Genomic DNA, 25,501 nt, shown 5'->3' with positions numbered 1-25,501 from the left:
ATATATCAAATATTCGGAAGCCGAGGGGAATGATTATTACCAGCTTTGAATCGGTTCTTAATCTACCTAGAAACCGGTTTTTTCCAGAAACGCCAATGCTGACCAGAACCCTTCTCCTTTATTTTTATGGCCCTGCCAGATTTCAGGTATGAACTGTATTCCGGGAGCATGTTGGTTCAACTGATCGTGCAGCAAGGCGAAATCCACATCACCATGGCCGATCTGCACTCCTTCACCATCTACTCCCTTGGCATCGACTATGTGCAGATGGATAGTATGAGGCAGAACTTTCTTGAGGAATGCGCTGAAATCCCACTGATAATAGTTGCAGGCCATCATGGAGTGTGAAACGTCGAGGCAGATATGATGGCCAGTTTTCTCGCAAAATACCGCGATCTCATCCGGATCGACAAAGAGATTATGGTGACTCTGCCCCCCAAAGTGCCAGGGAAAAGGGGGCATGGTCTGAATGGCCAGTCGAATGGAATTCAGGTCGATTTTGCCCAGCGCTTTGGCCACCCTGTCGTAAAGTTTCGTGCGTGCTTCAACTGGCAGGAAATTCTGCGGTGACCAGCCTCCGGCATTGAGTACCAGTACCGGTCTGGGTGTCGACGGAAAATACTGACGCAACTCGCTCGCTACTGCTGTTGTACGTTTCAGTTCGGTAATGGAATGTGCCCGGTAATCTTCATCGTCGTTTGCCAGATCGAGAATATGATCACCAGCGAACAATTCCGGACTGTGCACGGCATAACCGATTGGCAATGGATCAGAGAAATAGTCAGAGAGCTTCACATCCAGATCGTGGTAACTCAGATGAAACTCGATGAAATCGATTTTCATTCCTTCGGTCAGTGCCTGGTAATCGTGATAACGTGCTGGGATTCCGTAGGGACGTGAAAAGGTATAGTGTTGTTTTTTAGCTGATTGTGGCGTGATATCTGTTTCAAAGAAGAAATCCCCGGCCTTAAAATCGTGCTGTGCCACTTTGCCTGCCAGCTCATCAATGCGATTGGGTTGCAGACCCTGCCCGGGGCTTTTCACCACGATCATACTGCGTTTGATGAGTTGTCCTTGCGAAAGATCGCAATTGATTACCAGGCTTTTAGCCAGATTTTCACGATTGATCATTTCCCCCTGGGTCAGTGCCCGTTCACCACCTTGTCCCATGGCCTCTTCAATATTGCGAATCTGTTGCACCATTTCCGTAAATTCTGCTGGTAATAAACTGACTTTATGGTCATTGCCTTCCATACCACGGTTGACAGTAAAATGTTTTTCCACGATGCGCGCTCCAAGGGCAACGGCAGCCAGAGGCACCGCAAACCCGCGTTCATGGCCCGAATAGCCGACCACCGTACCTGCCAGCTGCTTTAAATGCGGCAGGTAGTTGAGGTTTACATCCTTGAAGGGGGCAGGATAGGTCGAATTGCAGTGCAGCAAGGCAAAGGGGGCACCCAACCGGCGCAGCAGACTCACCGAGCCCTTGATCTCTGCTTCTGAACTCATGCCCGTGGAGCAGATCAGCGGTTTACCTGTTTTAGCCAGCGCTTCCAGCATTTCATAGTTGGTAAAATCGGCTGAAGCCACTTTGAAGGCTTCCAGTCCGTATTCTTCCAATACACGGACACTCACCATATCCCAAGGCGTGCACAAGGGCAGAATATCCTGCTGCCTGCAATAATCGAATATCTGACAAAGTGCATCATGGCTCAACTGGAATTTATTGAGCAGATCCAGCGTGTATTGTGATCCCAGGTCATAACCCACCTCTGCATTCCTGCCCTGATTCGAATACAACGAGGAAAGATCACGCATCTGGAATTTGACACAATCGGCCCCGGCTTCCACCGCTAGGTTTACCAGTTCTTTCGCAAGGCCGATATCCCCATTATGATTGTTACCGACTTCGGCGATGATAAATGTGGGGTTTTGGTCGGCAATCAGGAAATCCCCGATCTGGAGCCCTGTAGCTGATTTTCGTGCCAGGGCGACAAAACGCCCTTGTTCGTCGATCAGCGGGATGATGTCGCGTTTGTGATCAAAATAGTCTGCAATCTGATTCTGGGATTCGGCAACGGGCCGGGCGATGAAATTACGATTCATCACATGATCGATCGGCAGATTCAGATCAAATTCGGTCGCCTGGGTCATCCAGCGTCGCACGTCACCGTCGCTGACTGCCCCGATTAATACGCCGTTATCCTGCACAACGAAAACGATCCGGGACTGGTTATCATTGATGTGTTTCAGGGCATCGAGAATACTATCCCCGGAAAAAACCAGATAGTCCTTGATCCTTTTTTCAATACGCATGCTGCAAATCCTGTTCGGTGAAGATTATGATTGCCGGGTCTGTATGACAGGGGATATAAAGAATTATACCGATGGAGTATGTCAATACTACTTGAGGCTTATGTGGTGATTTTCTTTTGAATGTAGATCTTGAATTGTAACCATTTTATGGTTCATGTGCAGCAGGCGTACTTCAACAGTAGAATTACCAGTCATTTTTACATTTGTCAGTTGGAAGGCTGGTAGCCGGTTTGTAAAATACCAACTTGTGAATCATCAGAATTTGACTTCACCCATTTATTTGTTTATTTGATACCTGATTTGATAAATTTCAGCCAATGTTAATTTATTCCCTCATCCCCGCGCGAGGCGGGTCAAAAGCTGTTCCGCATAAAAATATCCGGTTTTTATGTGGCAAGCCGCTGATTGCCCATTCAATTGAAGTTTCGCTCAGATCACCTTCTATTCAGAGAACTTTTGTCAGCACCGATTCGGAGAAGATTGCAGAAATTGCAAGAAATGCCGGAGCGGAGGTTCCTTTTTTGAGACCGGTTGATCTGGCACAGGATGATACGCGGGATCTGCCGGTATTCCTGCATTTTTTGAGCTGGCTGGAGCAGCACCATGTGCCTCTTCCTGATGCCATTTTCCAGTTTCGGCCCACTTCTCCTGCGCGCAGGGTTGAAAAAATAGAGGAAGCGGTCGGACTGCTGAAAAAACATCCAGATGCTGATTCCGTCCGTGGAGTGACCGAATCGGCGCAGAATCCTTACAAGATGTGGACCATCGGTAATGATGGTTTTATGCAGGCTCTGCTGAGTATTCCTGGTGTCCCGGAGCCTTTTAACGAACCAAGGCAGCGCTTGCCCGAGGTTTACTGGCAGGTCGGTTATCTGGATCTGATACGTACCCGGACGATTCTGGAGAAGCAATCACTCACAGGTGCCCACATACTGCCATTGAAGATCGAAAGCGGGGATTCGATCGATATCGATGATGAATTCTCGTTCCAGCTCGCTGAATTTCTAATGGAAAAACGGGGGATCATCCGTTGAAGGCTCTGGTAGTCGGACTGGGCTCCATCGGAGTCAGGCATCTCAATAATCTGCATGCACTCGGGGTTCGGGAATTGGGCGCAGTGCGTACTCGCAATCTGCCACCTCCCGCACAGATCATTCCGGAAGATGTACAATTGTTTCAGAGCCTCGATCAGGCACTCAAACAAAACTTTGATCTGGTCGTGGTGGCCAATCCGACTTCATTACACCTGAAAACGCTTATCGAAGCGCTCAAGGCAGGGTGTCATGTCTATGTAGAAAAGCCTGTCGCGCACGAAAAACGGTATCTGTCCGGATTGACACGTTATGTTGATCCACGCGGATCTCGCGTACTGGTCGGCTGCCAGCTCAGGATGCATCCCGGATTACGGAAGATTGAGGCGTGGATGCGGGAAGGCAGATTGGGAAAAATCTATTCCGTACAGGTCGATCTAGGGGAATATCTGCCTGACTGGCATCCTTGGGAGGATTATCGGCAGAGTTATGCCGCACGGGCTGATCAGGGTGGAGGCGTCATACTTACACTGATCCATGAACTGGATTATTTATACTGGCTTTTCGGTAAGCCAAAACATGTCTTTGCTATTGGCGGACATCGAACCTCTTTGGAAGTGACGGCAGAAGATACCGCACTCATCTCGTTTGAAACGGAACAGGGGATCTGTGTTCAGCTTCGCATGGATTACTGGCGTAAACCACCGGTCCGGCATATGAATATCGTGGCTGAAAAAGGGATCGTTGACTGGGATTATCCTTCGCGTCTCACTACGCTGAAGCAGAATGGGCAGGTTGTGGAAGCAGTGGCTCTGGTGCCTTCCTGGGACCGGAATGAGCTTTTTCTGTCAATGATGCAAAAATTTATCGAAGGTATTCCCGGCGGATCGATTCCGCGAGTCACTTTACAGGAGGGTATGGATGTGCTGAATATAGCGCTTGCAGCCAGAAAATCTCTTCAGACCGGACGGCAGGTCAGATTATGAATCAACCTTACAAAGGTACCCCTTTCGATTTGACCGGCCGCGCGGTACTTATCAGCGGTGCAACCGGGCTTCTTGGCACGGAATTCGCGCTTGCAGCAGCTTCAGCTGGTGCGGACCTGGTACTGGGTGATCTGGATGGTGACAAGCTGAAATCATTGGAAAATGAAATAACTGCTTCATACCCGGATACACGAATCCTGGTGCGGACTCTGGATGTCACTTGTACGGATTCATGCCAGTCCATCGCGCAGTCATGTGAAAACTGGTTTGGCCGGCTCGATGCAGTGATCCACAGCGCTGCAATCGACCCAAAATTTGAGAAAGATTCTGATACTTCCCGTTTTTCAAAGTTTACTGAATTTCCTTTGGCACTTTGGCAGACGTCACTGGATGTTAATTTGACCGGTGCGTTTCAGCTGGCTCAGGCTACATGCCGCATCATGGAGAAATCCGGCAAGGGATCCATCGTTTTTCTTGGATCCAATTACGGTCTCGTTGGGCCGGATCAGCGTATCTACAAAAAGGCAGGGCAGGAGATACAGACGTATAAACCGGCAGTCTATTCGGTGTGTAAGGCAGGATTGCTGGGACTCACAAAATTTCTTGCCGCCTATTACATGTATACGTCGATTCGTATCAATCTGCTTACGCCCAGTGGTGTTTGGAACAAACATGACCCCGAGTTTATCGGTAGCTATTCGTCGCGAACCATTCTGGGACGTATGTCAGAAAAAGATGAGTATCGAGGAGCAATTATTTTTTTGCTTTCGGATGCATCCAGTTATATGACGGGTGCAAATCTGGTCATTGATGGAGGGTGGACAGCATTGTAGGTATTTCTCTGTATATCCATTTCAGTTATTTCTAGATTATCCTCCACACTACCCCGGTTTTCTTTTATTGATCCGAACCACATATATGCACAGCTAAATCTGCGATAGTTGGCATTTTGTACTTATTAATGAATTATTTGAGATGGCAGTAGAGAAATTAGTAGCACCGTTACGACCGAGTCTACATATTAATATTTTTTGGGGTGGATAAACAATGTTGTCATATAAGCTATATAGCTGGAATTGATTTTACAGAGAAGCAGATTTTATATGCCATCTTGATCGGGCAAAAGTATTATTTTTGCGAATTTCCTCTTCCCGACCTGGGCAATAACTGTCGTATTGACGGGAACAGTTTGGGTTTTGTCACTGACCTTGTTGCCATCGAACTTTACGCCACCCTGTTCAATCATACGCAGAGCTTCACTGGTACTGGCGGTTAATCCAGTCAGCTTGAGCAGTTGAGGTGCAGCCAGTTCTGTGCCTTGAACATACAGTTTTTTTTCTGGAATATCATCAGGAATGGCACCTTTTCTGAAACGAGCATCAAAATCTTCTGTAGCTTGAATGGCAGCTGTTCGGCTATGAAAGCGCGCCACAATTTCCTGTGCAAACTGCACCTTGATGTCACGCGGATTTCGGCCTGCTTCCACTTCAAGCTGCCACTGGTGTATGGTGTCCAGTGATTCAAAAGACAGTAATTCGATGTAACGCCACATCAGGGTGTCGCTGATTGACATCAGCTTGCCGAACATTTCGGTAGGCGATTCATTAATACCGACATAGTTGTTGAGCGATTTCGACATTTTCTGGATACCATCCAGCCCTTCCAAAAGTGGCATGGTCAGTATGCACTGCGGAGATTGGCCGTAGTGCTTCTGTAATTCACGCCCTACCAGCAAATTGAATTTTTGATCAGTGCCGCCTAGTTCGAGATCGGTTTTCAGCGCTACTGAATCGTAACCCTGCACAAGCGGATAAAGAAATTCATGGATGGCGATCGGCCGATTCTCGTGATAGCGCTTGCTGAAATCATCCCGTTCAAGCATGCGTGCGACGGTATAAGTGGAGGCCAGTCTGACCAGGTCAGCTGCACTGAATTTATCCATCCAGGTTGAATTGAAAACCACCTCTGTTTGCTCAGGTTTAAGTATCTTGAATACCTGAGATGTGTAGGTTTCTGCATTTTGTGCAATCTGCTCACATGTCAGCGGTGGGCGCGTGGCGTTTTTACCGCTGGGGTCGCCGATCATTCCAGTAAAGTCGCCAATCAGGAACAGAATATGGTGGCCAAGCTCCTGAAGCTGGCGCAGCTTGTTCAGCAGAACGGTATGCCCCAAGTGTAGATCCGGTGCGGTAGGATCAAAGCCGGCTTTGATCCTTAGGGGTTGATTTTTGATGAGTTTTTGTGTGAGTTCTTCCTCAATCAGCAGCTCCTGACAGCCCCGTTTGATTACTTGAAGTTGATGAATAATTGACTTAGACACGGCCAGCCAGTAAAAAATCAGTCGTCATTATATTTATGCTTTTCCGTGTTAGACTTGAAAAATTTCCAACAGACGAATAGGAGTGATGGCATTTGATTTACTACCAGTCACCTCGTAAAAGAAAAAGTATTCTAGCGCAAAAACTCACTGTTTTCGCACAAAAAAAGGTACGTTGGATCACCATCTTGTCCAGTTTTCCGTTATTCGGGATGGTTACCGCTTTTGGAATTGTCCCCGATTCCTCCTTTCAGGAAATACCCAATAAAAAAATAGTTCGTGCCTTGCCATTGCCGGAAGAGTTTGCATCTTCTGATCCTGAAATGACTTTCTGGCATCAGGAAAGTATACGTCGGGGAGATACCATTTCGGCGATTCTTGCTCGTCTTGAAATCAGTCAAAAAGACAAGAATCGCTTTCTAGATACTGTCCGGGGGAGTCGGGCGATGAGCCAGCTTAAACCGGGAGAAATCATTCATGCGGAAACCCGGCCGAACGGAGAATTGTTAGCACTGCGCTACTTTTACGGAAATGGTGAGCAGTTTCAGGTCGAAAAAATCGATGGGACATTTGAGCTGAACGAGCAGTCAGCTGAAGGTGATACGCGTGTCCTGGTGGGTTCGGGAGTGATCAGTTCATCATTGTTTGCAGCCGTTGACAAGGCTGACTTACCGAGCACAATCGCCTCCCAGATGATTGATATATTTTCCAGTAGTATTGATTTTCACCGTGATGTCCGAAAGGGCGATCGTTTTACGGTTGTTTATGAATCCGCACAGGATGAAAGCGGGAAAACACAAGTCGGGCGTGTGCTTGCGGTAGAGTTTTTCAACAAGGAGAAATCCAGGCGCGCTGTCTATTTTCGGCCACCGGGTGAGGAGGGCGGTTATTATACGCCAGAGGGAGAAAGTCTGAGCAAACCATTTCTGATGGCACCTTTAAAGTTTTCCCGGATCAGTTCCGGGTTTACTCATGCGCGCTACCATCCCATCTTGAAACGCTGGCGAGCCCACAGAGGGATTGACTATGCTGCTCCGACCGGAACACCCGTGATGGCGACAGCAAATGGTACTGTTGAGTTTAAAGGCAAGCAGAGTGGCTATGGTAATCTGATTATACTCAAGCATGATGCTCAATACAGCTCTGCATATGGCCATTTATCGGGTTTTAATAGAAAATTGCAGAAAGGAATGCGCGTCAAACAAGGCGACATTATTGGTTTTGTTGGATCGACCGGGATGGCGACCGGCCCCCACCTTCATTATGAGTTGCGGGTAAACGGGGTTCAGCGCGACCCTTCTAAAATCGTAATGCCAGCAGCACAGCCCGTCAGTAAAAAATATTATTCGGCTTTTCACAGACAAACCAGGGAACTAGCTTCCCGGCTTGATTTGCTGCGCAATACCAGCTTTGCTGCATTGAACTGATTCAGCCTGGATAGTCGTCTATAAAGTCAGGTGAAATGTATTACATCGGCATTATGTCAGGTACCAGTCTGGATGGTGTCGATGCAGTACTGGTAAATTTCTCCGGATCGTCATTTTCACTCATTGATACCTGTTATGTTCCTTACGATCCGTTTCTTCAGGCGGAATTATTAGGCCTGAATCAGAGCGGCGAAAATGAATTACATCGTGCGGCTTTATCAGGTAATCGATTATCAAGGTTATATGCAGAAACGGTGGTGTGCTTGCTTGAAAAAGCCAAGGTTGATTCCGGAGGGATTGTGGCGATCGGGTGTCATGGACAAACCATCAGACATTGTCCACAATTGGAGTATATGTATAGTATCCAGCTGGTGAACGGCGCTCTGCTGGCGGAGTTGACAGATATTACTGTTGTAACGGATTTCAGGAATCGTGATATTGCTGCCAACGGGCAGGGGGCGCCACTGGTTCCTGCATTTCATCAGCAGATGTTTTCTCACTCGGATGTTCATCGCCTAATCATTAATATTGGCGGAATTGCCAATATTACCAGCCTGCCTGTTGAAAATAGTGTAAGTGGTTTTGACTGCGGCCCCGGAAATATGTTAATGGATGCTTGGTGCCTGCAGCATACGGGCGAGCGCTATGATCAAAACGGATTATGGGCAAAGTCAGGCAAAGTGATTGACCACCTGCTGAATGATCTGTTGAGTTTTCCGTATTTCTCAATGCCGCCCCCTAAAAGTACAGGCAGGGAGACATTCGATCTTAATTGGTTGCTGTCTTATTTGACAGGCAAGGAAGCTGCACAGGATGTTCAATCCACGTTACTGCAACTGACTGTACAGACAATTGCCGACTCGATACGATCTTGCTATCCAACAGCCCGTGAACTCTATTTGTGTGGGGGAGGGGCGCATAATGAGACCCTTGTTGCTCGGCTACAGCAGGAATTACCAGATCGCGAGATCAGGAAAACCGATGTGTTAGGTATCGATGCTGATTGGGTGGAGGCGTGTGCATTTGCATGGCTAGCGCGACAATCAATTGAACGCACTCCTGGAAATCTTCCCGCCGTGACCGGCGCAACCGGTAGGCGGGTACTGGGCGCGATTTATCCTGCCTGAAAATTCTTTCAGACCGAGAATGAGGAGCCACATCCACAAGTACTGGCTGCAGCTGGATTCTTGATGACAAATTGTGCGCCCTGGGCATTTTCCTGATAATCGATTTCCGCTCCCAGCAGATATTGAACGCTCATTGAATCCACCAGGAGCCTAACTCCTTGCTTTTCTATTACAAAGTCATCTTCATTGATAATTTCATCAAATGTAAAACCGTATTGAAATCCGGAGCATCCCCCTCCGCTGACGAAAACTCTCAGTTTGAGTGCCTGGTTTGCTTCTTCTTCAATCAGTTCTTTTACCTTGCTGGCAGCGCTATCGGTAAAAAATAACGGGGGTTGAACTGTATTTGCTTCTTCATGGGTTATCGTGTTCATTTTATTCACTTATTTATGTAACTGATTATTCTGATATTAGGCGATTACTGCTGCTTTGGTGGTTCTGAAATTTATCTGTACCCTCTTTGGCAGACAGCAAACTGAGGATTATGTTCAGCATAGACTGTAAGTATCGTTTTGAATGGCTGAGCACTATGCTACAGCCAAGCTCCCCATGGCAACATCAGTTACACTGTTTTCTTTTGAATGAATTCAATCTTGTAACCATCCGGATCTTCTATGAAAGCAATCACGGTAGTTCCATGTTTCATCGGTCCAGCCTCCCGCGTGACGCGGCCTCCCAGGTTTCTGACCTTTTCACAGGCTTCGTAGGCATTGTCTACTTCGATTGCAATGTGTCCAAAACCTGTTCCGAGATCATAATGGTCGATTTCCCAATTATGCGTCAGCTCCAGAACGGTACCTTCCGCTTCACTTTGATAACCGACGAATGCCAATGTGAATTGTCCTTCTGGGTAATCCTTACGGCGCAGAATTTGCATTCCGAGGACATCGGTGTAAAACTGGATCGAACGCTCCAGATTACCTACTCTCAACATGGTATGAAGAATGCGCATTATATTTTCACCATTTCAAAATCTTCTTTTCGTGCACCACATTCCGGACAAGTCCAGTTCATGGGAATATCTTCCCAGCGGGTTCCGGCAGGAATACCATCTTGTGGCCATCCTTCTGCTTCATCGTATATAAAGCCACAAATCATGCACATATAACGGTGATAATCCTGGTTACTTTCTGTAGTCATAATAGATAAGTAGATTTGCTTAAGTTAAAATAACATTTTACGGTATTAATGCATGTCACTACCACCTCCAATTGTACTATCCTTCGCTGCCAGTGACCCAAGCGGGGGCGCCGGTATTCAGGCGGATATACTGACTCTTGCCGGAATGGGCTGTCATCCACTCACTGTACTCACAGCCGTAACTGTCCAGGATACAACCGGTGTCGAGGACATATTTGTGATGGATGCTGAATGGGTCATTGATCAGGCAAGAACCGTGTTGCAAGATATGCCGGTACAAGCATTCAAGATTGGGATGCTGGGCAGTGTTGAAATTGTCGCAGCTATTGCTGAAGTTATATCGGATTATCCGGATATTCCACTGGTGCTTGATCCAGTACTGGCTTCCAGTCGTGGCGACATGTTTGCCAATGAAGAAGTAATTTCTGCCATGCGTGAGATGTTATTTTCCCAGGCGACAATTATTACCCCTAACAGTTTTGAGGCCAGGCGTATTGCGCTTGATCACGAAGATGATCCGGAAATTCTGGGTTTGAAGCAAAGTGCAGATCAATTGTTGCAATGGGGTTGCAGTTACGTGCTTATCAAGGGGGCTCATGAAAATACACCGCAAGTGGTTAACGTACTTTACGATGTCAATGGTATCGTCCGGTCCGATGCATGGCAGCGCTTGCCTGGATCGTTTCATGGCTCAGGGTGCACCTTGTCATCCGCAATAGCGGCTTCACTTGCTCATGGTATGTCAATTACGGACAGCGTCTACGAGGCACAGGAATTTACTTGGCATACGCTCAAGGCAGGCTTCCGCCCCGGAATGGGACAATATATACCAGACAGATTTTTTTGGATGGAAAGTGATAATTTGGAAGAGGAAGCCGGCGGCTCCGATGATTGATCCTCCTATGGATCGGATTAAGGTGAGCGGCCTTTATGCAATCACGCCTGATATTGAAAATATCGATCGGCTGTGTGAGATGGCTTATCACGTATTGGCTGGCGGCGTAAGCTGGCTTCAGTACAGGAATAAAAAGGCCAACAGTCGGCTGCGATTGATGCAGGCCCTGGAAATTCATCTTCTCTGCAAGCAGTTTCAAGTTCCCCTGATTATTAATGATCATATGGATTTAGTCATGGAGATCGATGCCGAAGGTTTGCACGTGGGTGGAGAAGATACTTCTGTGGCGGCAGCTAGACACTATCTCGGTCGGAATAAAATCATTGGCGTCTCCTGCTACAATCAGCTCAGTCATGCAATTGAAGCTGAAAAGGCGGGAGCAGATTATGTTGCATTTGGTGCTTTTTATCCGTCAATGACTAAAGTTGATACATATCAGGCGCCGATTCATCTGCTTGATGCTGCAAAAAAAACGTTGAATATTCCCATTGTGGCAATCGGCGGCATCAATCTGGACAATGCCGAGGCGCTGATTGCCCGTGGATGTGATGCCGTTGCTGTCAGTCAGGCGCTGTTCAGCGCACAAGATATCCAATCTGCTGCCCGGCATTTTTCAAAGCTATTCTGTTGAACCATCAATTTCGATAACTTTTAAGCAAATATTCCAATGACGATCACTAATCAACAATTGTTCGAGCGCTCCAGGCAATACATTCCGGGAGGCGTTAATTCACCAGTACGTGCTTTTAAATCCGTAGGAGGTACGCCTATTTTTTTTCAGCGCGGGCAGGGTGCTTGTTTCTGGGATGTGGAAGGAAAATCCTATATTGATTACGTTGGATCATGGGGGCCGCTTATTCTCGGGCATGCGCACCCCGATGTTGTCAGGGCCGTTCAGGATGCGGCAAGCCGTGGTACCTCTTTTGGTGCTCCAACGGCAGCAGAGCTGGAAATAGCCGAATTGTTATGTCGGTTGTTGCCTTCCCTGGAACTGGTACGGTTGGTAAGTTCCGGCACAGAGGCTGGAATGAGTGCCATTCGGCTCGCGCGTGGTTATACCGGCAGAAACCGGATTATCAAGTTTGAAGGTTGCTATCACGGGCACGATGATGCCTTGCTGGTTAAAGCAGGTTCAGGCGCATTGACTTTCGGCCATCCCAGTTCAGCAGGGGTTCCCGCTGAAACAGCAGGAAATACTCTGGTATTGAACTATAACGATGTTGCCGGAGTGGAAGCAACCTTCAGCAAACTGGGTTCTGAAATTGCCGCTGTGATCGTCGAACCAGTGGCGGGCAATATGAATTTGATTAAGGCAACCCCCCAGTTTCTGGAAACATTACGCACACTATGTACAAAGCATAGCAGTTTGCTGATTCTGGATGAGGTGATGACAGGTTTCCGCGTTGGACTGGAATGTGCCCAAGGGCTATATGGCATCAGGCCAGATCTAACCATTCTAGGGAAAGTAATCGGTGGGGGGTTACCCATGGCAGCGTTTGGTGGACGACGTGATGTGATGGAATGCCTTGCGCCATTGGGACCCGTGTATCAAGCAGGTACACTTTCCGGCAATCCAGTTGCAGTTGCTGCCGGGTTGGAAACTTTGCGTCAAGTACAGACGCCTGGTTTTTTTGACAAGTTGTCAATGATGACACGTAAGTTAACAGACGGCCTGACTTCTGTCGCCATAAAAAATGGCGTGGTGTTTAGTGCACAGGCAGTGGGTGGAATGTTTGGAATTTATTTCAGGAAAACACCGCCAGTAAGTTTTACAGAAATAATGGAGAGTGACCGTGATGCGTTTAACCGTTTTTTTCATACCATGCTGAAAGAGGGTATTTATTTTGCACCCTCAGCTTTCGAAGCAGGCTTCGTTTCTGCTGCGCACGGGGATGTGGAAATTGACAAAACACTGGAAGCAGCTGATCGGGTTTTCAGTCAAAAAGCGTAAGAGATACCAAAGAGTGCAATTCACGACATATAAATAAAAGATTCAATTCGTGAGGTTGGGTGCCGTTTATATTTTTCCAATCGGCTTGTTGCGATTCTTGTATTCGTGACAAAATGTCAAATTCATAATAAAGAATAATTAACGAATTATGGTTGTTTGCTCTCTTTATTTCCGAAAATTTTTCGTGATTCTGTCATTAGGCAGCGCACTGTCAGGTTGTGCTACCACGGATAACCGGCACGATCCTTTGGAATCCATGAACCGCGCAATATTTTCATTTAATGAAAAGCTTGATGAAATTGTGGTGGAGCCTGTTGCCAGGGGGTATCAGCGATTTCTACCATCTCCACTCAGAATGATTGTTGGAAACTTCTTTTCCAATCTTGATGATGTTGTCATTGTTGCGAACTCCCTGCTGCAGCTGAAATTTATGGACGCAATGGCGAGTACAACACGTGTAGTGATTAACACAACCTTTGGGATGTTGGGAGCTATTGATCTGGCCAGTGATATCACTCAGGTGAGCGATATTGACATCAATAAGCGCAATGAAGATTTTGGCCAAACATTGGGTTTTTATGGTGTTGGTAGCGGACCCTATCTTGTATTGCCGATACTAGGGCCCAGTACTGTAAGGGATGCAGTTGGGCTTGGTGTGGATAGCACGTTCATTCATCCTGCGCGAGCTATTTATACCGGCTTTGATCTGCTGACTGTGCGTATGCCTGTTGCTACTATGGAATTTATCGATAGGCGTGAGCAGTTGCTGGATCTGGATAAGACGCTGGAGGAAGCTTCGCTGGATAAGTACGAGTTTGTACGCGATGCTTATTTACAGAGGCGTGATAGCCTGATTCAAAACAACGGTACTTCATCTGCGGAAGAGTCAGTGGATTTTGATGACGAGGAAATAATCATTGATGATTGATTCAATAAGATGGTTATTTACATTTTTGCCGGGGCTGGTGTAAGGATTCACCAGCCCCGGCTGCTCTATCATCAGGCAGATTGTAATGCCTGGATGCGCTCTTCCAGAGGGGGGTGTGACATAAACAGACGCCCAATCTGGCTCTTTTGTCCAGAGATTCCAAAAGCAGCGATCTTATCTGGCAAATGAGATGGCTCATATTCCTGTTGCAATCGCCGCAGTGCGGCAACCATTTTATTTCTTCCGGAAAGCTGTGCACTCCCGGCATCTGCGCGGAATTCACGCTGACGACTGAACCACATCACAATTATCGTGGCGAGTATGCCCAGTACCAGTTGTGCGACAAGGCTGGTAACGAAATAGGCGGGGCCATGTCCTTCTTCCGTTCTGAAGACAGCGCGATCAATTACATGGCCGATGATACGGGAGAGGAAAATCACAAATGTATTCACCACGCCCTGAATCAATGCCAGCGTTACCATGTCGCCATTGGCAATATGACTGACTTCATGAGCCAGTACCGCTTCAGCCTCATCACGACTCATTTTTTGCAGCAATCCTGAGCTGACTGCTACCAACGCATTGTTTCTATTCATTCCTGTTGCGAATGCATTAATATCGGGTGAATCGTAAATGGCCACTTCAGGCATACCCACGCCAGCTGCTTTGGCCTGCCGGCGGACAGTTTCTACCAGCCAACCTTCGGTGGAATTTGAAGGAATTTCAATGACCGTGGCACCAGTCATGTGCTTGGCACTCCATTTGGACATGGCAAGCGAAATGAGCGAACCGCCAAATCCTATTACAGCCGATAAAACCAGTAGAGCATTAAAATTTAATCCACTGCCTTCAGCATCCAGTATGCGGTCAACACCGAGCAAACGCAGGGTTATACTCAGCATTACCAGTATGGCCAAGTTCGTTACAATAAAAAGAAAAATCCGTTTCATTATCCTCTTCCTTCAGGTTTATTAGTACACGTGTCTGATTTTGAATGTAATAAAAAACAATCGTTCAAAGCAAACCGATATATGGTGACATATTTCACAACATCAAGTGTCGGGATAAGGTATTTCTATGTAATGTAATCCTATATGTCGCTGGAATTTTTGGGGTTAAGGTACAATAAAAAGCCAAGGTACGTGCGGGTTGTCGCGTGGTTGCGAAATCCTGAAGGGTGGGAATGCTTGTGTGAATTCGGTTGTTCGCTGGTTTGGGCGAAAAGAAAGGAGATAAATTGATTGTGATCAAACAGGGTATATCAATATGAGTCAATTGCCTGTCGTAGTTATAGGAAGCGGGTTGGCGGGTTATACGGTTGTACGCGAGCTGCGGAGACTGGATTCTGCCGTGCCAATCACTCTCTTATCTGCCGATCATGGCGGTTTTTATTCAAAGCCTATGTTATCCAATGCTTTGGCAACAGGTAAAACACCTGATTCCATTCTGAGTGCGAGCTCAGAACAGATGTCCGGACAACTGGGTATCACAGTGCAGCCTTATACGCGCGTCGATACACTTGATGTGGCTGCGAATAATGTTTATTTCGAAAATGGTACGCAGCTGACTTATGGTCGGCTCGTATTGGCGCTGGGAGCTGATCCGATGCGCCTGCCGATACCTGGAAGCGGTGCGGATGATATGCTATCCATTAATGATCTGGATGATTACCGGAGATTTCGTGAGAACCTGGAAAATAAGCGTCATGTCGCTATACTGGGCGCCGGCTTGATTGGTTGCGAGTTTGCCAACGATCTTGTAGTAAAAGGCTATCAGGTAAGCGTCTTTGACTTGAGTCCGCAACCATTAGGTCGGTTGCTTCCTTCCGAAGCCGGACACTTTTTCCGTGAGAAATTGTCAACGGCAGGTGTTAAATTTCTGCTCGGTACAACTGTTGAGAAGATAAGCAAGGAGAATGGATATTATCATTTATATTACAAAGGAGGTGGAGTTGTTCAGGCCGATATGGTGCTGTCTGCCATTGGTTTGAAGCCACGTACTGGTTTAGCTGAGGCAGCAGGAATTCAGATCAATCGTGGAATTACGGTTGATCGTTATTTACAGTCCAGTATTCAGAATATCTATGCCTTGGGTGATTGTGCAGAAGTGGCCGGGAAAGTATTACCTTTTATTCTGCCAATTTCGCATGCTGGTCGAGCTCTGGCTGCAACAATTGCCGGTAACCAGACATTACTGCGCTACCCGGCGATGCCGGTAATGGTCAAAACACCTGCCTGCCCGGCGGTTATCTCGCCTCCCGATCCTGGGGCAGAAGGTGAGTGGAAAATTCAAACTGTTGAGAATGGCATGAAAGCTTTGTATCAGGATGAAGCTGGTAATTTACATGGTTTTGCCTTGCTGGGAACAGCAACAAATGAACGTAATGCTCTGGTTGCCCTTCTGCCGCCCGTATTGGCTTAGGAAATTATTGGTACTAATCTGTGGTAATAAAGCTTGTGTATCCAAATGATATTCAGGCCTGCCACAAAGAACCAGAACTGTATGAGATTTGTACTGACTAAGAGAAAATAACATGCTCTATTTAATATACGGTGAAGATGTTCCGGATAGCCTGGCGCAACGGGTAGTTAACCGGCCTGCACATTTGGCGCGAATCCAGGAATTACAGGAGCAGGGGAGACTGTTATTGGCAGGCCCGTGTCCGGCGATTGATAGCGTGGACCCCGGGCCGGCGGGTTTTACCGGAAGCTTGATAGTGGCAGAGTTTGCGTCACTGAATGCGGCTCAGGAATGGGCAGATGCTGATCCATACCTGGCAGCCGGTATTTATGCAAAAGTGGCCGTAAAGCCGTTCAGGAAGGTTCTGCCTGAATAAATTGGTGGTGGCCAGAGATTTTTCCAGTTTATTCAGGCCTGAATATTTTCAAAAGGAATCTGTAAAAGCTTTTCTGTTTTCAAAAAGAACTTATCCGTGTTTTGTTAAAATGTATGCTTTTTAGATTATTCAGATAAAATTTGTCAACTACTTTACTATTTAAAGGAAATTTTATGCGCTTAACCAAGTTTCTCTGTGTGCCACTTGCTGTGCTGGGATTTGTATGTACTGCGCCCTTAAGTGCCCAGGGCGGTGGTACAGTCGCCAAAGTTAACGGTATAGCGATACCACAATCACGCCTTGACCTGGTGATCAAGGCAGCAACAGCGCAAGGTCAACCCGATTCAGCTGAAATGAGAAATGCTTTGCGCGAAAATCTCATCACGGAAGAAGTACTGACACAAGAAGCAATAAAAAAGGGGCTTGACCGTAATCCGGATGTTGTCACACAGATTGATCTTGCGCGCCAGGGAATATTGATCAGGGCGTATCAGGCTGATTTTATGCGAAATAACCCGGTTAGCGATGATGAACTACGCAAGGAATATGAATCAGTAAAATCACAGATGGGTGATAAGGAATACAAAGCACGCCATATTCTTGTGGAAACAGAACAAGAAGCCAAGGATTTGGTTGCCTCTCTGAAAAAAGGCGGCGTGTTTGAGAAACTGGCTGGTGAGCGCTCCATTGATACCGGCAGCAAGAGTAATGGTGGGGAGCTGGGTTGGAGCTCGGCGGCAGTTTATGTTAAGCCCTTTTCCGATGCATTGACCAAACTGAAAAAAGGCGAAACAACCAGTCAGCCAGTACAAACTCCCTTTGGTTGGCATGTAATTCGTCTGGATGATGTGCGTACTGCTGTTCCACCCTCTTTTGACGAAGTAAAGCAAAATATGCAGCAGCGGGTATTACAGCGCAAGTTTGCAGCGGTGGTTGAGTCGTTGCGTAAAAATGCCAAAGTTGAATAATCAGGTGTTAACAAAGAATCTGTAATCTAATCATTAGCTTATACTGATGCTCGGTACTCTGGGAGAGAGTGCTGTCAGTAGCTCATAACTGATAGTTTGTGCCGATTTTGCAACTTCTTCTACCGGTAGTCCTTCTCCCCAGAGGGTTACCGGGCTTCCCACCCCGGCTTCGCTAATCCCGTTCAGATCAACAGTTAGCATATCCATTGAAATACGTCCGACTAGCCGCGTGCGCTGGCCATTAACCAGTACCGGGGTTCCGGTAGGGGCATGACGTGGATACCCATCTGCGTAACCGGCTGCAACAACTCCGATACGCATTGGCTGGTTTGCGATAAACTGCCCGCCGTAGCCTACTCTGTCTGATGGATCAAGCTGTTGTACGGCGATGATCTGGCTGGTCAGTGTCATGACAGGCCGTAACCCCAGTTCAATACCTGTTTTGTCTGGCAGGGGCGATGCTCCGTAGAGGACTATACCAGGACGTACCCAGTCCGCGTGTGTTCCGGGGTAACGTAAAATTGCTGCAGAATTAGCTAGCGTTTGGGGTGGATTATTTTCTTTTACATCGCGAAGTGCTGCAAACTGATCCAGTTGCTGATTAACTTGATCTGCTTCCAGAGCGTCATCCGCACAGGAAAAATGTGTCATCAGTGTAATGCTGGCATCTGAACGCCATTGCCTGATTCTGTTGAATACGGAACTTTCTTCTTCAGGCCTGAAACCGAGGCGATTCATGCCAGTATTGATCTTGAGGTAGATATCCGGTTTTCCTGTCTTTCTGTGCGCCAGCAGTAGCGATAGCTGCTCATGGCTGTGAATAACCGTACTGAGCTGATAATGATCGATTGCCTCAAGCTCCTCTGCCGAGAAAAATCCTTCCAGAAGTAAAACAGGTTGATTAAATCCGGCTTCTCTTAGCTGGATCGCTGCTTCCAGCTCAAGTACAGCAAATCCATCCGCTGTATTTAATGCTTGTGTGGTACGGAGCAAGCCATGGCCGTAGGCATCGGCTTTGACAACAGCCATGATGCGGGCCTGGCGAGCGTGGCTGCGGACAACAGAAAGGTTGTGTTGTAAAGCAGTACAGTCAATGAGAGCACGAATCGGGCGATACATTTGTACAATTGAGGTTAGGGAATCAAAAAAGAATCAACAGTTTACAGATGGTGCCGCCCTGGAAATAGTAATGAGCAACTGCTAGCACAGCTACCTTTCCTTTGTCTTTCGAGAAGATAGGCAAGGTTAGTGTTTTAGTTCAATGTTGTTGTTCCGGGAGGAAGAGGTTTCTGATAAAGGTTGCGGATCCAGTACGGCCACAGTCAGCGAATCATCTATCAGATATTTCTCAGCGACATTCCTGACCTGCTCTGCCGTAACTGCCTGTAGTCGTTCCAGAATAATATCTGCATCCCGGTGGGACAGTCCGATGCTTTCCAGTCTGCCAATCTGCATCGCCTGCGCAAAAGTGGAGTCAAGTTGATAAATACGACTTGCCACTACTTGTGCCTTGACGCGAGCAAGTTCTTCCTGGGTGATTCCGGACTGTATAATTTTGTCAATTTCAGTACGAATCGACTGTTCCAGTTCATCTGCTGTTCTGCCTTCACTGGGAGTCCCATCAATATAAAAAGTACCAGGGCCACGCTCAATAGCGCTATAGCCGGCATCAGCCGAGATGGCAACGCGTGTTTCACGTACCAGGGCTTTGTTAAGTCTTGCTGCGGCGTTGCCATCCAGTACTTCAGCCAGAATGGTCAGTGCGTAGGGCTCCCAGTCATTTTTGGGATCTTTGAGTACAGGAACTTTGTATCCCATGATCAGATGCGGGAGTTTTGCAGGTGCCTTTACTACCAGTCGCTTGATTCCTATTTGAGGCGGTTCAATTTGTGGCTTGCGTTCGGACAGAGATGGAATTTTACCGGCGCTGAATCTTCCGTAATATTTTTTTGCCAGTGCGAGTACGCTTTCCGGATCAACGTCACCTACCACTACCAGTACCGCATTATTGGGCGCATACCAGCGCTTATACCAATCCTGGGCATCACTTACCTGCATATGCTCCAGATCATTCATCCAGCCAATAATCGGGCGACGATAGGGATGTGCCTGAAAGGCTGTCGCCATTAGTTTTTCGTACAGTAACGCGTGTGCCTGATCATCCGTGCGCAGCCTTCTTTCTTCCATTACAACCTGTATTTCCTTGGCAAATTCTTCTTGTGTCAGCCGCAGATTGTGCATGCGGTCGGATTCAAGTTCCATTGCCATTGGCAAGTGGCGCTGGTGCAGCTGCTGATAATAAGCAGTGTAGTCACTACTGGTAAAAGCATTTTCCTTACCGCCAACGGCTGCAATTCTTCTGGAAAATTCTCCGGTAGGCACACTGTCAGTTCCCTTGAACATCATGTGTTCCAGTGCATGTGCCACGCCGGTTGTCCCGTTGACTTCATCCATACTGCCGGCCTTGTACCAGACCTGCTGAATGACCACTGGCGAACGATGATCTTCCTTGATAACCAGTTTAAGGCCATTATCAAGCAGATATTCGTGTGGATTGGCTGAAGCTGGTAGTGGCGATACCAATAATGTAACGCAAAGAAAAATAATGAGACGACTGGGGCAAAAACTGATTTTCATATTGTGCTGAAAGTTGAACTGGCCTGGGGCGGATGACTGACATTACCTCGGCAATTGGTTGATGGTATGATGTTTGTTTCCCCGAAACAGAAACAGCCTACCAGAATGTTTAGCATTTTTAAATCCAAAAAGAACTCTGACGAAAAAAATCCTGCTCGGATTGAAGTCGAGTCAGTCAGTTTCGCCGATAAGATCAGGCAGGGCCTGACACGCACACGACAGCAGTTTGGCAAGCAGTTGTCCGGGTTGTTTGGGGGCAGGAAAATCGATGAAGATCTGTATGAGGAACTTGAGACCGCTTTATTGACAGCAGATACTGGAATCCAGGCGACAAACCGGTTGCTGGAATCACTGCGTACCCGCGTTAAGCGTGATGCACTGGACGATTCAAAACAACTTAAAACAGCCTTACAGGATGCACTGACTGAACTACTGCAGCCGTTGGAGCGACCACTGGTTACAACTGGGCATAAACCCTTCGTGATCATGATTGCTGGCGTAAACGGTGTTGGTAAAACTACCACCATCGGTAAGCTTGCTCATTATTTCCAGTCACAGGGACATTCGGTGTTGCTGGCGGCTGGCGATACTTTTCGCGCGGCAGCACAGGAGCAACTTAAAATATGGGGCGAGCGCAACCAGATCACAGTTATTTCCCAGGAAAGTGATCCGGGCAAAAAAGGTGATCCGGCCGCTGTGATTTTCGATGCAGTCAATGCAGCTATTGCAAGAAAAATAGATATCGTTCTGGCCGATACCGCTGGGCGCCTAACTACCCAGCTCCATTTGATGGAAGAAATCAAGAAAATCAAGCGCGTCGTTGCCAAAGCCATACCTGATGCACCGCACGAGGTACTGCTGGTGCTGGATGCGAATACTGGTCAAAACGCTGTCAGTCAGTTAAAGGCCTTCAATGATGCTCTGGGTGTTACTGGATTGGTCATGACTAAGCTGGATGGAACTGCCAAGGGCGGAGTAATTGCTGCCATTGCTGCACAATTTGTCGATAATCCGCTCGCCCTACGTTTTATAGGGATGGGGGAAGGGCTGGATGATTTAAGGCCTTTCAATGCCCGGGAATTTGCAGAAGCACTGTTCGATTAATCCTCTGTTTTGTTTGAGTGTCTGGTATGGCTGCAATGATCAACTTCAACAATGTCAGCAAGTTTTATCCAGGAGGGTATGAGGCACTCAAAAGTATTACCCTGTCGATTAGCCAGGGAGAGCTGATTTTCTTTTCCGGGCACTCTGGTGCTGGTAAAAGTACACTTCTGAAGTTGATGGCCGCGATAGAACGTCCAACTTCCGGGAGTATTGTGGTAGGGCAGCAAAATATTGATTCACTCAGACGAAGTGCCATTCCTTACTTGCGCCGGAATATAGGAATGATCTTTCAGGAACAAAAAATCCTGTATGATCGTAATGTTTTTGCTAACGTCATGTTGCCGTTGCAGGTGACGGCCTTTGATACGAGAGCTAGTGCTTCGCGTGTGCGTGCGGCGCTAGATAAAGTTGGTCTGCTGAATAAGGAGAAGGCAGATCCAGTTACTTTGTCGGGAGGAGAAAAACAACGGCTGTGTATTGCGCGCGCTGTTGTTCATCGCCCGACCATTCTGATCGCGGATGAACCTACTGCCAATCTTGATAGCGGTTACGCACGAGACATCATGGCTGTTTTCGAATCATTCAATCAGGTGGGCGTTACCGTTCTTATCTCGACACACGACAGAATGTTGCTTGATATGACACAACATCGTGTACTTGAGCTGCGCCACGGAAAGCTGGTCACATGAGCAGCTGGCTGTCTCAACATGGGTATGCGCTGTTGCGTGCACTCAGACAACTTGCGGCTGCTCCCGTTGCCAGTCTGCTGAGTATCATCGTTTTCAGTATTGTTCTGAGCTTGCCCACGGGTATTTTTATACTGCTGGAAAACTTGCGCGAGGTATCAGGGCAGGCAACAGACATGCAACAAATGACCATTATGTTGGATACGGCAGCTAGCCAGGCCGACGTTGAGCTGATCAATGCTCGGCTGGAAAAGATGCCCACAATTGAAGGTTTTCAGTTTATTTCAAAGGAAATTGCGTTACAGGAACTGAAACAGGAAAGTGGGATGGTGGAGGTGATGCATAATCTCGAACAAAATCCATTGCCTGATGCGTTTGTAATCAACCTTGGCCATATGTCTGCCAATGAAATAGAAGAAATACAAGCCATGGTACAGACCTGGCCCAGGGTAGCGCATGTATTGGTAGATACTGACTGGGCCAGAAAACTGGATGCCATGCTTGATGTAGGAAGACTGGTCGTCATTATGCTGGCATCACTGTTCGGCGCGGCGCTTGTGATCGTTATATTCAATACCATCCGTCTGCAGATATTGACGCGGCGTGACGAGATTGAGCTATCCAAACTGATTGGTGCCACAGATAGCTATATCCGTCGACCATTTCTCTATTTTGGTGCGCTACAGGGGGTGGCGGGCGCTGTACTGGCCTGGTTGCTGCTTTATTTTGCAATCCTCAAACTGAATGAAGCTCTGTCCGAACTGGCCCGGCTATATGCCACCACATTTACGCTCAATTATCTTTCCTGGCGGGATAGTCTGATTTTACTGCTATTCTCCGGTGCACTAGGGTGGATTGGGGCGCGCTGGTCAGTTGCCCGGCATCTGTCACAAATCGATCATGAAAACTCCATCTCCTGATATCTCAGGATTCAATTTTTTATTTCTCTGAGATGAGGATTAAACCTAAAAGTGTTAAATTTCCCGCGCGTCATAAATGTATTGTATAAGCTGTTGAATAACAAATTCATGTTGTGAGATGATATCTTTTACCAAGTCACCTATCGAAAGAATTCCGACAATATTTCCATCATCCAAGACGGGAAGATGGCGAACGCATATTTCAGTCATCAGTGCCATACAATCTTCATTCGTGTAATCCAGTCCAACATAAGCTACCTGACGGGTCATAATTTCCTCTACTCGCATATCTTTTACCGATCTATTCAGTAAGCAGTATTTTCTGGAAAAATCCCGCTCAGTTAGAATACCGATTAGTTTTTTGTCTTTAACAACCAGCAGCGCACCGATGTTGTTGGTTGTCATCTTTTGCATTGCGTCGGATACGGAATCACTCGGTCCAATAACGACAACATCGTGTCCTTTTTCCTGTAACAAAGATCTGACAGTTTTCATAATAACCCTCCCGTTGATAAAATAACCGTATTTGATAATAAACAGGCCCATTTTACAGGATTCTTGCATGGTTAAATTTATTGCGCTGATTACAGCTGCCGGTTCCGGTTCGCGTATGGGAGAAGACATCCCCAAACAGTACCGGCCACTAGCAGGTAAACCTATGATTTACCACGCACTGCGTACCTTGTGTGGCATTGCCCGTATTTCCACAGTCTGCATTGTGCTGGCACCTGAAGATACTGAATGGATTCGGCATAACTGGCGTGAATTTGCCGGCAAGATCCAGATATTTAACTGCGGTGGGGCAACTCGTGCGGAAAGCGTTACCAATGGACTAAAGGCATTGCGTGCTGCAAATCATGTACAGGATCAGGATTGGATACTAGTACACGATGCAGCGCGCCCGGGATTAAGTACAACCCTGGTTGAGCGGTTGCTTGACCAGCTTGCGGATGACGAAGTCGGTGGTTTGCTGGCGGTGCCGCTGGCGGATACTTTAAAACGTGCGGATGATGCTGGTCGGGTAATTTGTACGGAACCGAGAGAGCGGCTGTGGCAGGCGCAGACTCCACAAATGTTTCGCATGAAGCTGCTGCTTGAAGCGCTGGAAAAGGCCCCAGCGGGTATCACGGATGATGCCAGTGCAGTAGAGGCATTGGGACTCTCTCCTAAGCTAGTAGTAGGAAATGCCTATAACTTCAAAGTGACTTACCCGCAGGATTTGAAGCTGGCTGAGCTGATCCTGCGAGAACGTGCCATAACCTAAAACCGATTCTGATCTGCGTTTGACATACTGGTAAAACGGTGTGTCAACGGGTCTGATTACCCCTCTTCTTAGAACCTGTTTATGCTCTTCTGGGTAATAGTATTAAAAGTGCCAGGTGGACAAATTGCAGGCTGGTATTGAGTTTTCGCTCGCCGTTCTTTCATAATCGCCGGTATTTTTCCAGCCATGAAAAAGTTTATTCCACAATCCAGCGCCTGGAAATGACCACAAAAGTGTGCATTTCACTTTTCCTGGTGATCTGCACCGTGATCACCTCACCCAAACATAACCTGACTGCTTCGGTAAATGATTGAGCTGTGTAGCCAGAATCCGTAAGCATGCTCAATACGTAGAACAGTCGGAATGCTTGGCGTTAATGCAGCAATAGTTCCCTTGCAGCCGGTAACCTCTGCGGTTGTCGCAGCAATGGCGTGAGGCAATCCCAAGGTGTCAACAACGATATGTCGTTTGATTTCGGACATTTTCTTGTCTGCATCGTAGCCCTTTTCCTCGGCGGTATCCGTATTTTTTACATTTTTTACACTCTGGGCATCAACAATCACCCGCTTGGGTATGCGTTTGCAGCCAGCCTGAATACGAGCCTCCGATATCTGATTTTTTAATGCACACCCCATCGATGCCATCGACGGCAGGTTTTTTTCATTTGGAGAAATACGTGTAAATTGTCTCCCATTTCGGGTGGTCACCGGGAAGCGCCCGCCATTGACAGTCCGTTTTAAGTATGTACACCACTGTGCAAAATACGGCGAATAGGTCAATAATGCGTGGCTTGGTGACTTTGCGAACTCTTTCCAGAATCAGTTGAATAACAGCAAGTTGTTTTTGCGATAGAGCGCTCAGATAACTTGCCCTCATGTCCCAACATGAACATCAGCTTTACGAGATCATAAACAGATTCTTATAAAATATTGACTTCCTGTTTTAGTCAACTACTCTGTAAACAACCC

General features: G+C 47.2%; 25 protein-coding genes and 1 pseudogene. 16 read left to right on the top strand and 10 right to left on the bottom strand.

Going from position 1 to position 25,501, the window contains the following annotated elements; translation table 11 throughout:
• Nucleotides 1-66 precede the first annotated feature (66 nt).
• Nucleotides 67-2,316 carry an N-acetylneuraminate synthase family protein gene (locus ACZ5EJ_RS07035; RefSeq protein WP_464556811.1) on the bottom strand — a complete coding sequence of 750 codons (2,250 nt, stop codon included), beginning with the start codon at nucleotides 2,314-2,316 and terminating at the stop codon, nucleotides 67-69.
• A gap of 317 nt (nucleotides 2,317-2,633) precedes the next feature.
• On the opposite strand from ACZ5EJ_RS07035, the gene ACZ5EJ_RS07030 reads away from it, so the two are divergent.
• Genes ACZ5EJ_RS07030 through ACZ5EJ_RS07020 form a run of 3 tightly spaced genes read left to right on the top strand, consistent with a single transcriptional unit; the run spans nucleotide 2,634 to nucleotide 5,166 of the window.
• Complete coding sequence (locus ACZ5EJ_RS07030) at nucleotides 2,634-3,350, top strand: acylneuraminate cytidylyltransferase family protein (RefSeq protein ID WP_074455303.1); 717 nt, start codon at nucleotides 2,634-2,636, stop codon at nucleotides 3,348-3,350.
• A complete protein-coding gene (locus ACZ5EJ_RS07025; protein WP_011634597.1) occupies nucleotides 3,347-4,333 on the top strand; it encodes a Gfo/Idh/MocA family protein in 987 nt (328 codons plus the stop codon). Before ACZ5EJ_RS07030 ends, ACZ5EJ_RS07025 begins: the two co-directional genes overlap by 4 nt.
• Complete coding sequence (locus ACZ5EJ_RS07020) at nucleotides 4,330-5,166, top strand: SDR family oxidoreductase (protein WP_011634596.1); 837 nt, start codon at nucleotides 4,330-4,332, stop codon at nucleotides 5,164-5,166. Before ACZ5EJ_RS07025 ends, ACZ5EJ_RS07020 begins: the two co-directional genes overlap by 4 nt.
• 266 nt (nucleotides 5,167-5,432) lie before the next feature.
• Here the strand turns inward: ACZ5EJ_RS07020 and tyrS are convergent, their stop codons facing one another.
• Nucleotides 5,433-6,653 (bottom strand): tyrosine--tRNA ligase, encoded by a 1,221-nt coding sequence (tyrS, locus tag ACZ5EJ_RS07015; protein ID WP_074455304.1) that lies wholly within the window; start codon nucleotides 6,651-6,653, stop codon nucleotides 5,433-5,435.
• Nucleotides 6,654-6,838: 185 nt separating this feature from the next.
• On the opposite strand from tyrS, the gene ACZ5EJ_RS07010 reads away from it, so the two are divergent.
• The gene (locus tag ACZ5EJ_RS07010) at nucleotides 6,839-8,077 is read left to right on the top strand and encodes a M23 family metallopeptidase (RefSeq protein ID WP_345889563.1); all 1,239 of its coding nucleotides are present in this window, start codon (nucleotides 6,839-6,841) and stop codon (nucleotides 8,075-8,077) included.
• Between the two features lie 35 nt (nucleotides 8,078-8,112).
• On the top strand, nucleotides 8,113-9,204 hold the full coding sequence (locus ACZ5EJ_RS07005; protein ID WP_074455306.1) for an anhydro-N-acetylmuramic acid kinase: 1,092 nt from the start codon (nucleotides 8,113-8,115) through the stop codon (nucleotides 9,202-9,204).
• A gap of 8 nt (nucleotides 9,205-9,212) precedes the next feature.
• Here the strand turns inward: ACZ5EJ_RS07005 and erpA are convergent, their stop codons facing one another.
• The 3 genes from erpA to ACZ5EJ_RS06990 form a co-directional block, all read right to left on the bottom strand.
• Nucleotides 9,213-9,578, bottom strand: a complete 366-nt coding sequence (gene erpA / locus ACZ5EJ_RS07000; RefSeq protein WP_011634592.1) for an iron-sulfur cluster insertion protein ErpA — start codon at nucleotides 9,576-9,578, stop codon at nucleotides 9,213-9,215.
• 188 nt (nucleotides 9,579-9,766) lie between these two features.
• Nucleotides 9,767-10,156 (bottom strand): lactoylglutathione lyase, encoded by a 390-nt coding sequence (gene gloA, locus ACZ5EJ_RS06995; RefSeq protein WP_074455307.1) that lies wholly within the window; start codon nucleotides 10,154-10,156, stop codon nucleotides 9,767-9,769.
• Nucleotides 10,156-10,344, bottom strand: coding sequence for a rubredoxin (locus tag ACZ5EJ_RS06990; RefSeq protein WP_074455308.1), 189 nt, complete (start codon nucleotides 10,342-10,344; stop codon nucleotides 10,156-10,158). The genes gloA and ACZ5EJ_RS06990 overlap by 1 nt, the downstream gene beginning before the upstream one ends.
• A 52-nt stretch (nucleotides 10,345-10,396) precedes the next feature.
• Between ACZ5EJ_RS06990 and thiD the strand changes: the two genes are divergently transcribed.
• The 4 genes from thiD to ACZ5EJ_RS06970 all read left to right on the top strand — a co-directional run bounded on the left by thiD (nucleotide 10,397) and on the right by ACZ5EJ_RS06970 (nucleotide 14,118).
• Complete coding sequence (gene thiD, locus ACZ5EJ_RS06985; protein ID WP_011634589.1) at nucleotides 10,397-11,239, top strand: bifunctional hydroxymethylpyrimidine kinase/phosphomethylpyrimidine kinase; 843 nt, start codon at nucleotides 10,397-10,399, stop codon at nucleotides 11,237-11,239.
• A complete protein-coding gene (gene thiE, locus ACZ5EJ_RS06980) occupies nucleotides 11,232-11,870 on the top strand; it encodes a thiamine phosphate synthase (RefSeq protein WP_074455309.1) in 639 nt (212 codons plus the stop codon). Before thiD ends, thiE begins: the two co-directional genes overlap by 8 nt.
• Nucleotides 11,871-11,906: 36 nt before the next feature.
• Nucleotides 11,907-13,190, top strand: a complete 1,284-nt coding sequence (hemL, locus tag ACZ5EJ_RS06975) for a glutamate-1-semialdehyde 2,1-aminomutase (RefSeq protein WP_011634587.1) — start codon at nucleotides 11,907-11,909, stop codon at nucleotides 13,188-13,190.
• Nucleotides 13,191-13,374: 184 nt separating this feature from the next.
• On the top strand, nucleotides 13,375-14,118 hold the full coding sequence (locus ACZ5EJ_RS06970; protein WP_041353785.1) for an MlaA family lipoprotein: 744 nt from the start codon (nucleotides 13,375-13,377) through the stop codon (nucleotides 14,116-14,118).
• A gap of 71 nt (nucleotides 14,119-14,189) precedes the next feature.
• Here the strand turns inward: ACZ5EJ_RS06970 and htpX are convergent, their stop codons facing one another.
• Nucleotides 14,190-15,068: a protease HtpX gene (htpX, locus tag ACZ5EJ_RS06965; protein ID WP_011634585.1), complete on the bottom strand. Its 879-nt coding sequence runs from the start codon at nucleotides 15,066-15,068 to the stop codon at nucleotides 14,190-14,192.
• 316 nt (nucleotides 15,069-15,384) lie between these two features.
• Between htpX and ACZ5EJ_RS06960 the strand changes: the two genes are divergently transcribed.
• The 3 genes from ACZ5EJ_RS06960 to ACZ5EJ_RS06950 all read left to right on the top strand — a co-directional run bounded on the left by ACZ5EJ_RS06960 (nucleotide 15,385) and on the right by ACZ5EJ_RS06950 (nucleotide 17,922).
• Nucleotides 15,385-16,539, top strand: a complete 1,155-nt coding sequence (locus tag ACZ5EJ_RS06960) for an NAD(P)/FAD-dependent oxidoreductase (protein ID WP_074455310.1) — start codon at nucleotides 15,385-15,387, stop codon at nucleotides 16,537-16,539.
• Between the two features lie 112 nt (nucleotides 16,540-16,651).
• Nucleotides 16,652-16,954 (top strand): YciI family protein, encoded by a 303-nt coding sequence (locus ACZ5EJ_RS06955; RefSeq protein ID WP_011634583.1) that lies wholly within the window; start codon nucleotides 16,652-16,654, stop codon nucleotides 16,952-16,954.
• 173 nt (nucleotides 16,955-17,127) lie between these two features.
• Nucleotides 17,128-17,922: a peptidyl-prolyl cis-trans isomerase gene (locus tag ACZ5EJ_RS06950; protein WP_074455311.1), complete on the top strand. Its 795-nt coding sequence runs from the start codon at nucleotides 17,128-17,130 to the stop codon at nucleotides 17,920-17,922.
• A gap of 33 nt (nucleotides 17,923-17,955) precedes the next feature.
• Here ACZ5EJ_RS06950 and alr read toward each other — a convergent pair whose 3' ends face one another.
• Complete coding sequence (gene alr / locus ACZ5EJ_RS06945; RefSeq protein ID WP_074455312.1) at nucleotides 17,956-19,041, bottom strand: alanine racemase; 1,086 nt, start codon at nucleotides 19,039-19,041, stop codon at nucleotides 17,956-17,958.
• Nucleotides 19,042-19,167: 126 nt separating this feature from the next.
• Nucleotides 19,168-20,559, bottom strand: a complete 1,392-nt coding sequence (locus ACZ5EJ_RS06940) for a M16 family metallopeptidase (RefSeq protein WP_464556803.1) — start codon at nucleotides 20,557-20,559, stop codon at nucleotides 19,168-19,170.
• A gap of 105 nt (nucleotides 20,560-20,664) precedes the next feature.
• Here ACZ5EJ_RS06940 and ftsY point away from each other — a divergent pair, with 105 nt between their 5' ends.
• Genes ftsY through ftsX form a run of 3 tightly spaced genes read left to right on the top strand, consistent with a single transcriptional unit; the run spans nucleotide 20,665 to nucleotide 23,269 of the window.
• On the top strand, nucleotides 20,665-21,663 hold the full coding sequence (gene ftsY, locus ACZ5EJ_RS06935; RefSeq protein WP_041353784.1) for a signal recognition particle-docking protein FtsY: 999 nt from the start codon (nucleotides 20,665-20,667) through the stop codon (nucleotides 21,661-21,663).
• A 35-nt stretch (nucleotides 21,664-21,698) separates the two neighbouring features.
• Nucleotides 21,699-22,352, top strand: coding sequence for a cell division ATP-binding protein FtsE (locus ACZ5EJ_RS06930; RefSeq protein ID WP_041353514.1), 654 nt, complete (start codon nucleotides 21,699-21,701; stop codon nucleotides 22,350-22,352).
• Nucleotides 22,349-23,269 carry a permease-like cell division protein FtsX gene (ftsX, locus tag ACZ5EJ_RS06925; protein ID WP_011634577.1) on the top strand — a complete coding sequence of 307 codons (921 nt, stop codon included), beginning with the start codon at nucleotides 22,349-22,351 and terminating at the stop codon, nucleotides 23,267-23,269. The genes ACZ5EJ_RS06930 and ftsX overlap by 4 nt, the downstream gene beginning before the upstream one ends.
• Before the next feature lie 54 nt (nucleotides 23,270-23,323).
• Here the strand turns inward: ftsX and ACZ5EJ_RS06920 are convergent, their stop codons facing one another.
• Nucleotides 23,324-23,764: a CBS domain-containing protein gene (locus ACZ5EJ_RS06920; RefSeq protein ID WP_011634576.1), complete on the bottom strand. Its 441-nt coding sequence runs from the start codon at nucleotides 23,762-23,764 to the stop codon at nucleotides 23,324-23,326.
• A gap of 67 nt (nucleotides 23,765-23,831) precedes the next feature.
• Here ACZ5EJ_RS06920 and ispD point away from each other — a divergent pair, with 67 nt between their 5' ends.
• A complete protein-coding gene (gene ispD, locus ACZ5EJ_RS06915; protein ID WP_011634575.1) occupies nucleotides 23,832-24,533 on the top strand; it encodes a 2-C-methyl-D-erythritol 4-phosphate cytidylyltransferase in 702 nt (233 codons plus the stop codon).
• A gap of 79 nt (nucleotides 24,534-24,612) precedes the next feature.
• Here the strand turns inward: ispD and ACZ5EJ_RS06910 are convergent.
• Nucleotides 24,613-25,409 (bottom strand): annotated as a pseudogene (locus tag ACZ5EJ_RS06910) (IS5 family transposase).
• Nucleotides 25,410-25,501: the final 92 nt, after the last annotated feature.

The organism is Nitrosomonas sp. TNE100 (assembly GCF_055387135.1).
The sequence above is the reverse complement of the archived record's forward strand: the minus strand, read 5'-3'. Positions and strand labels throughout refer to the sequence as shown.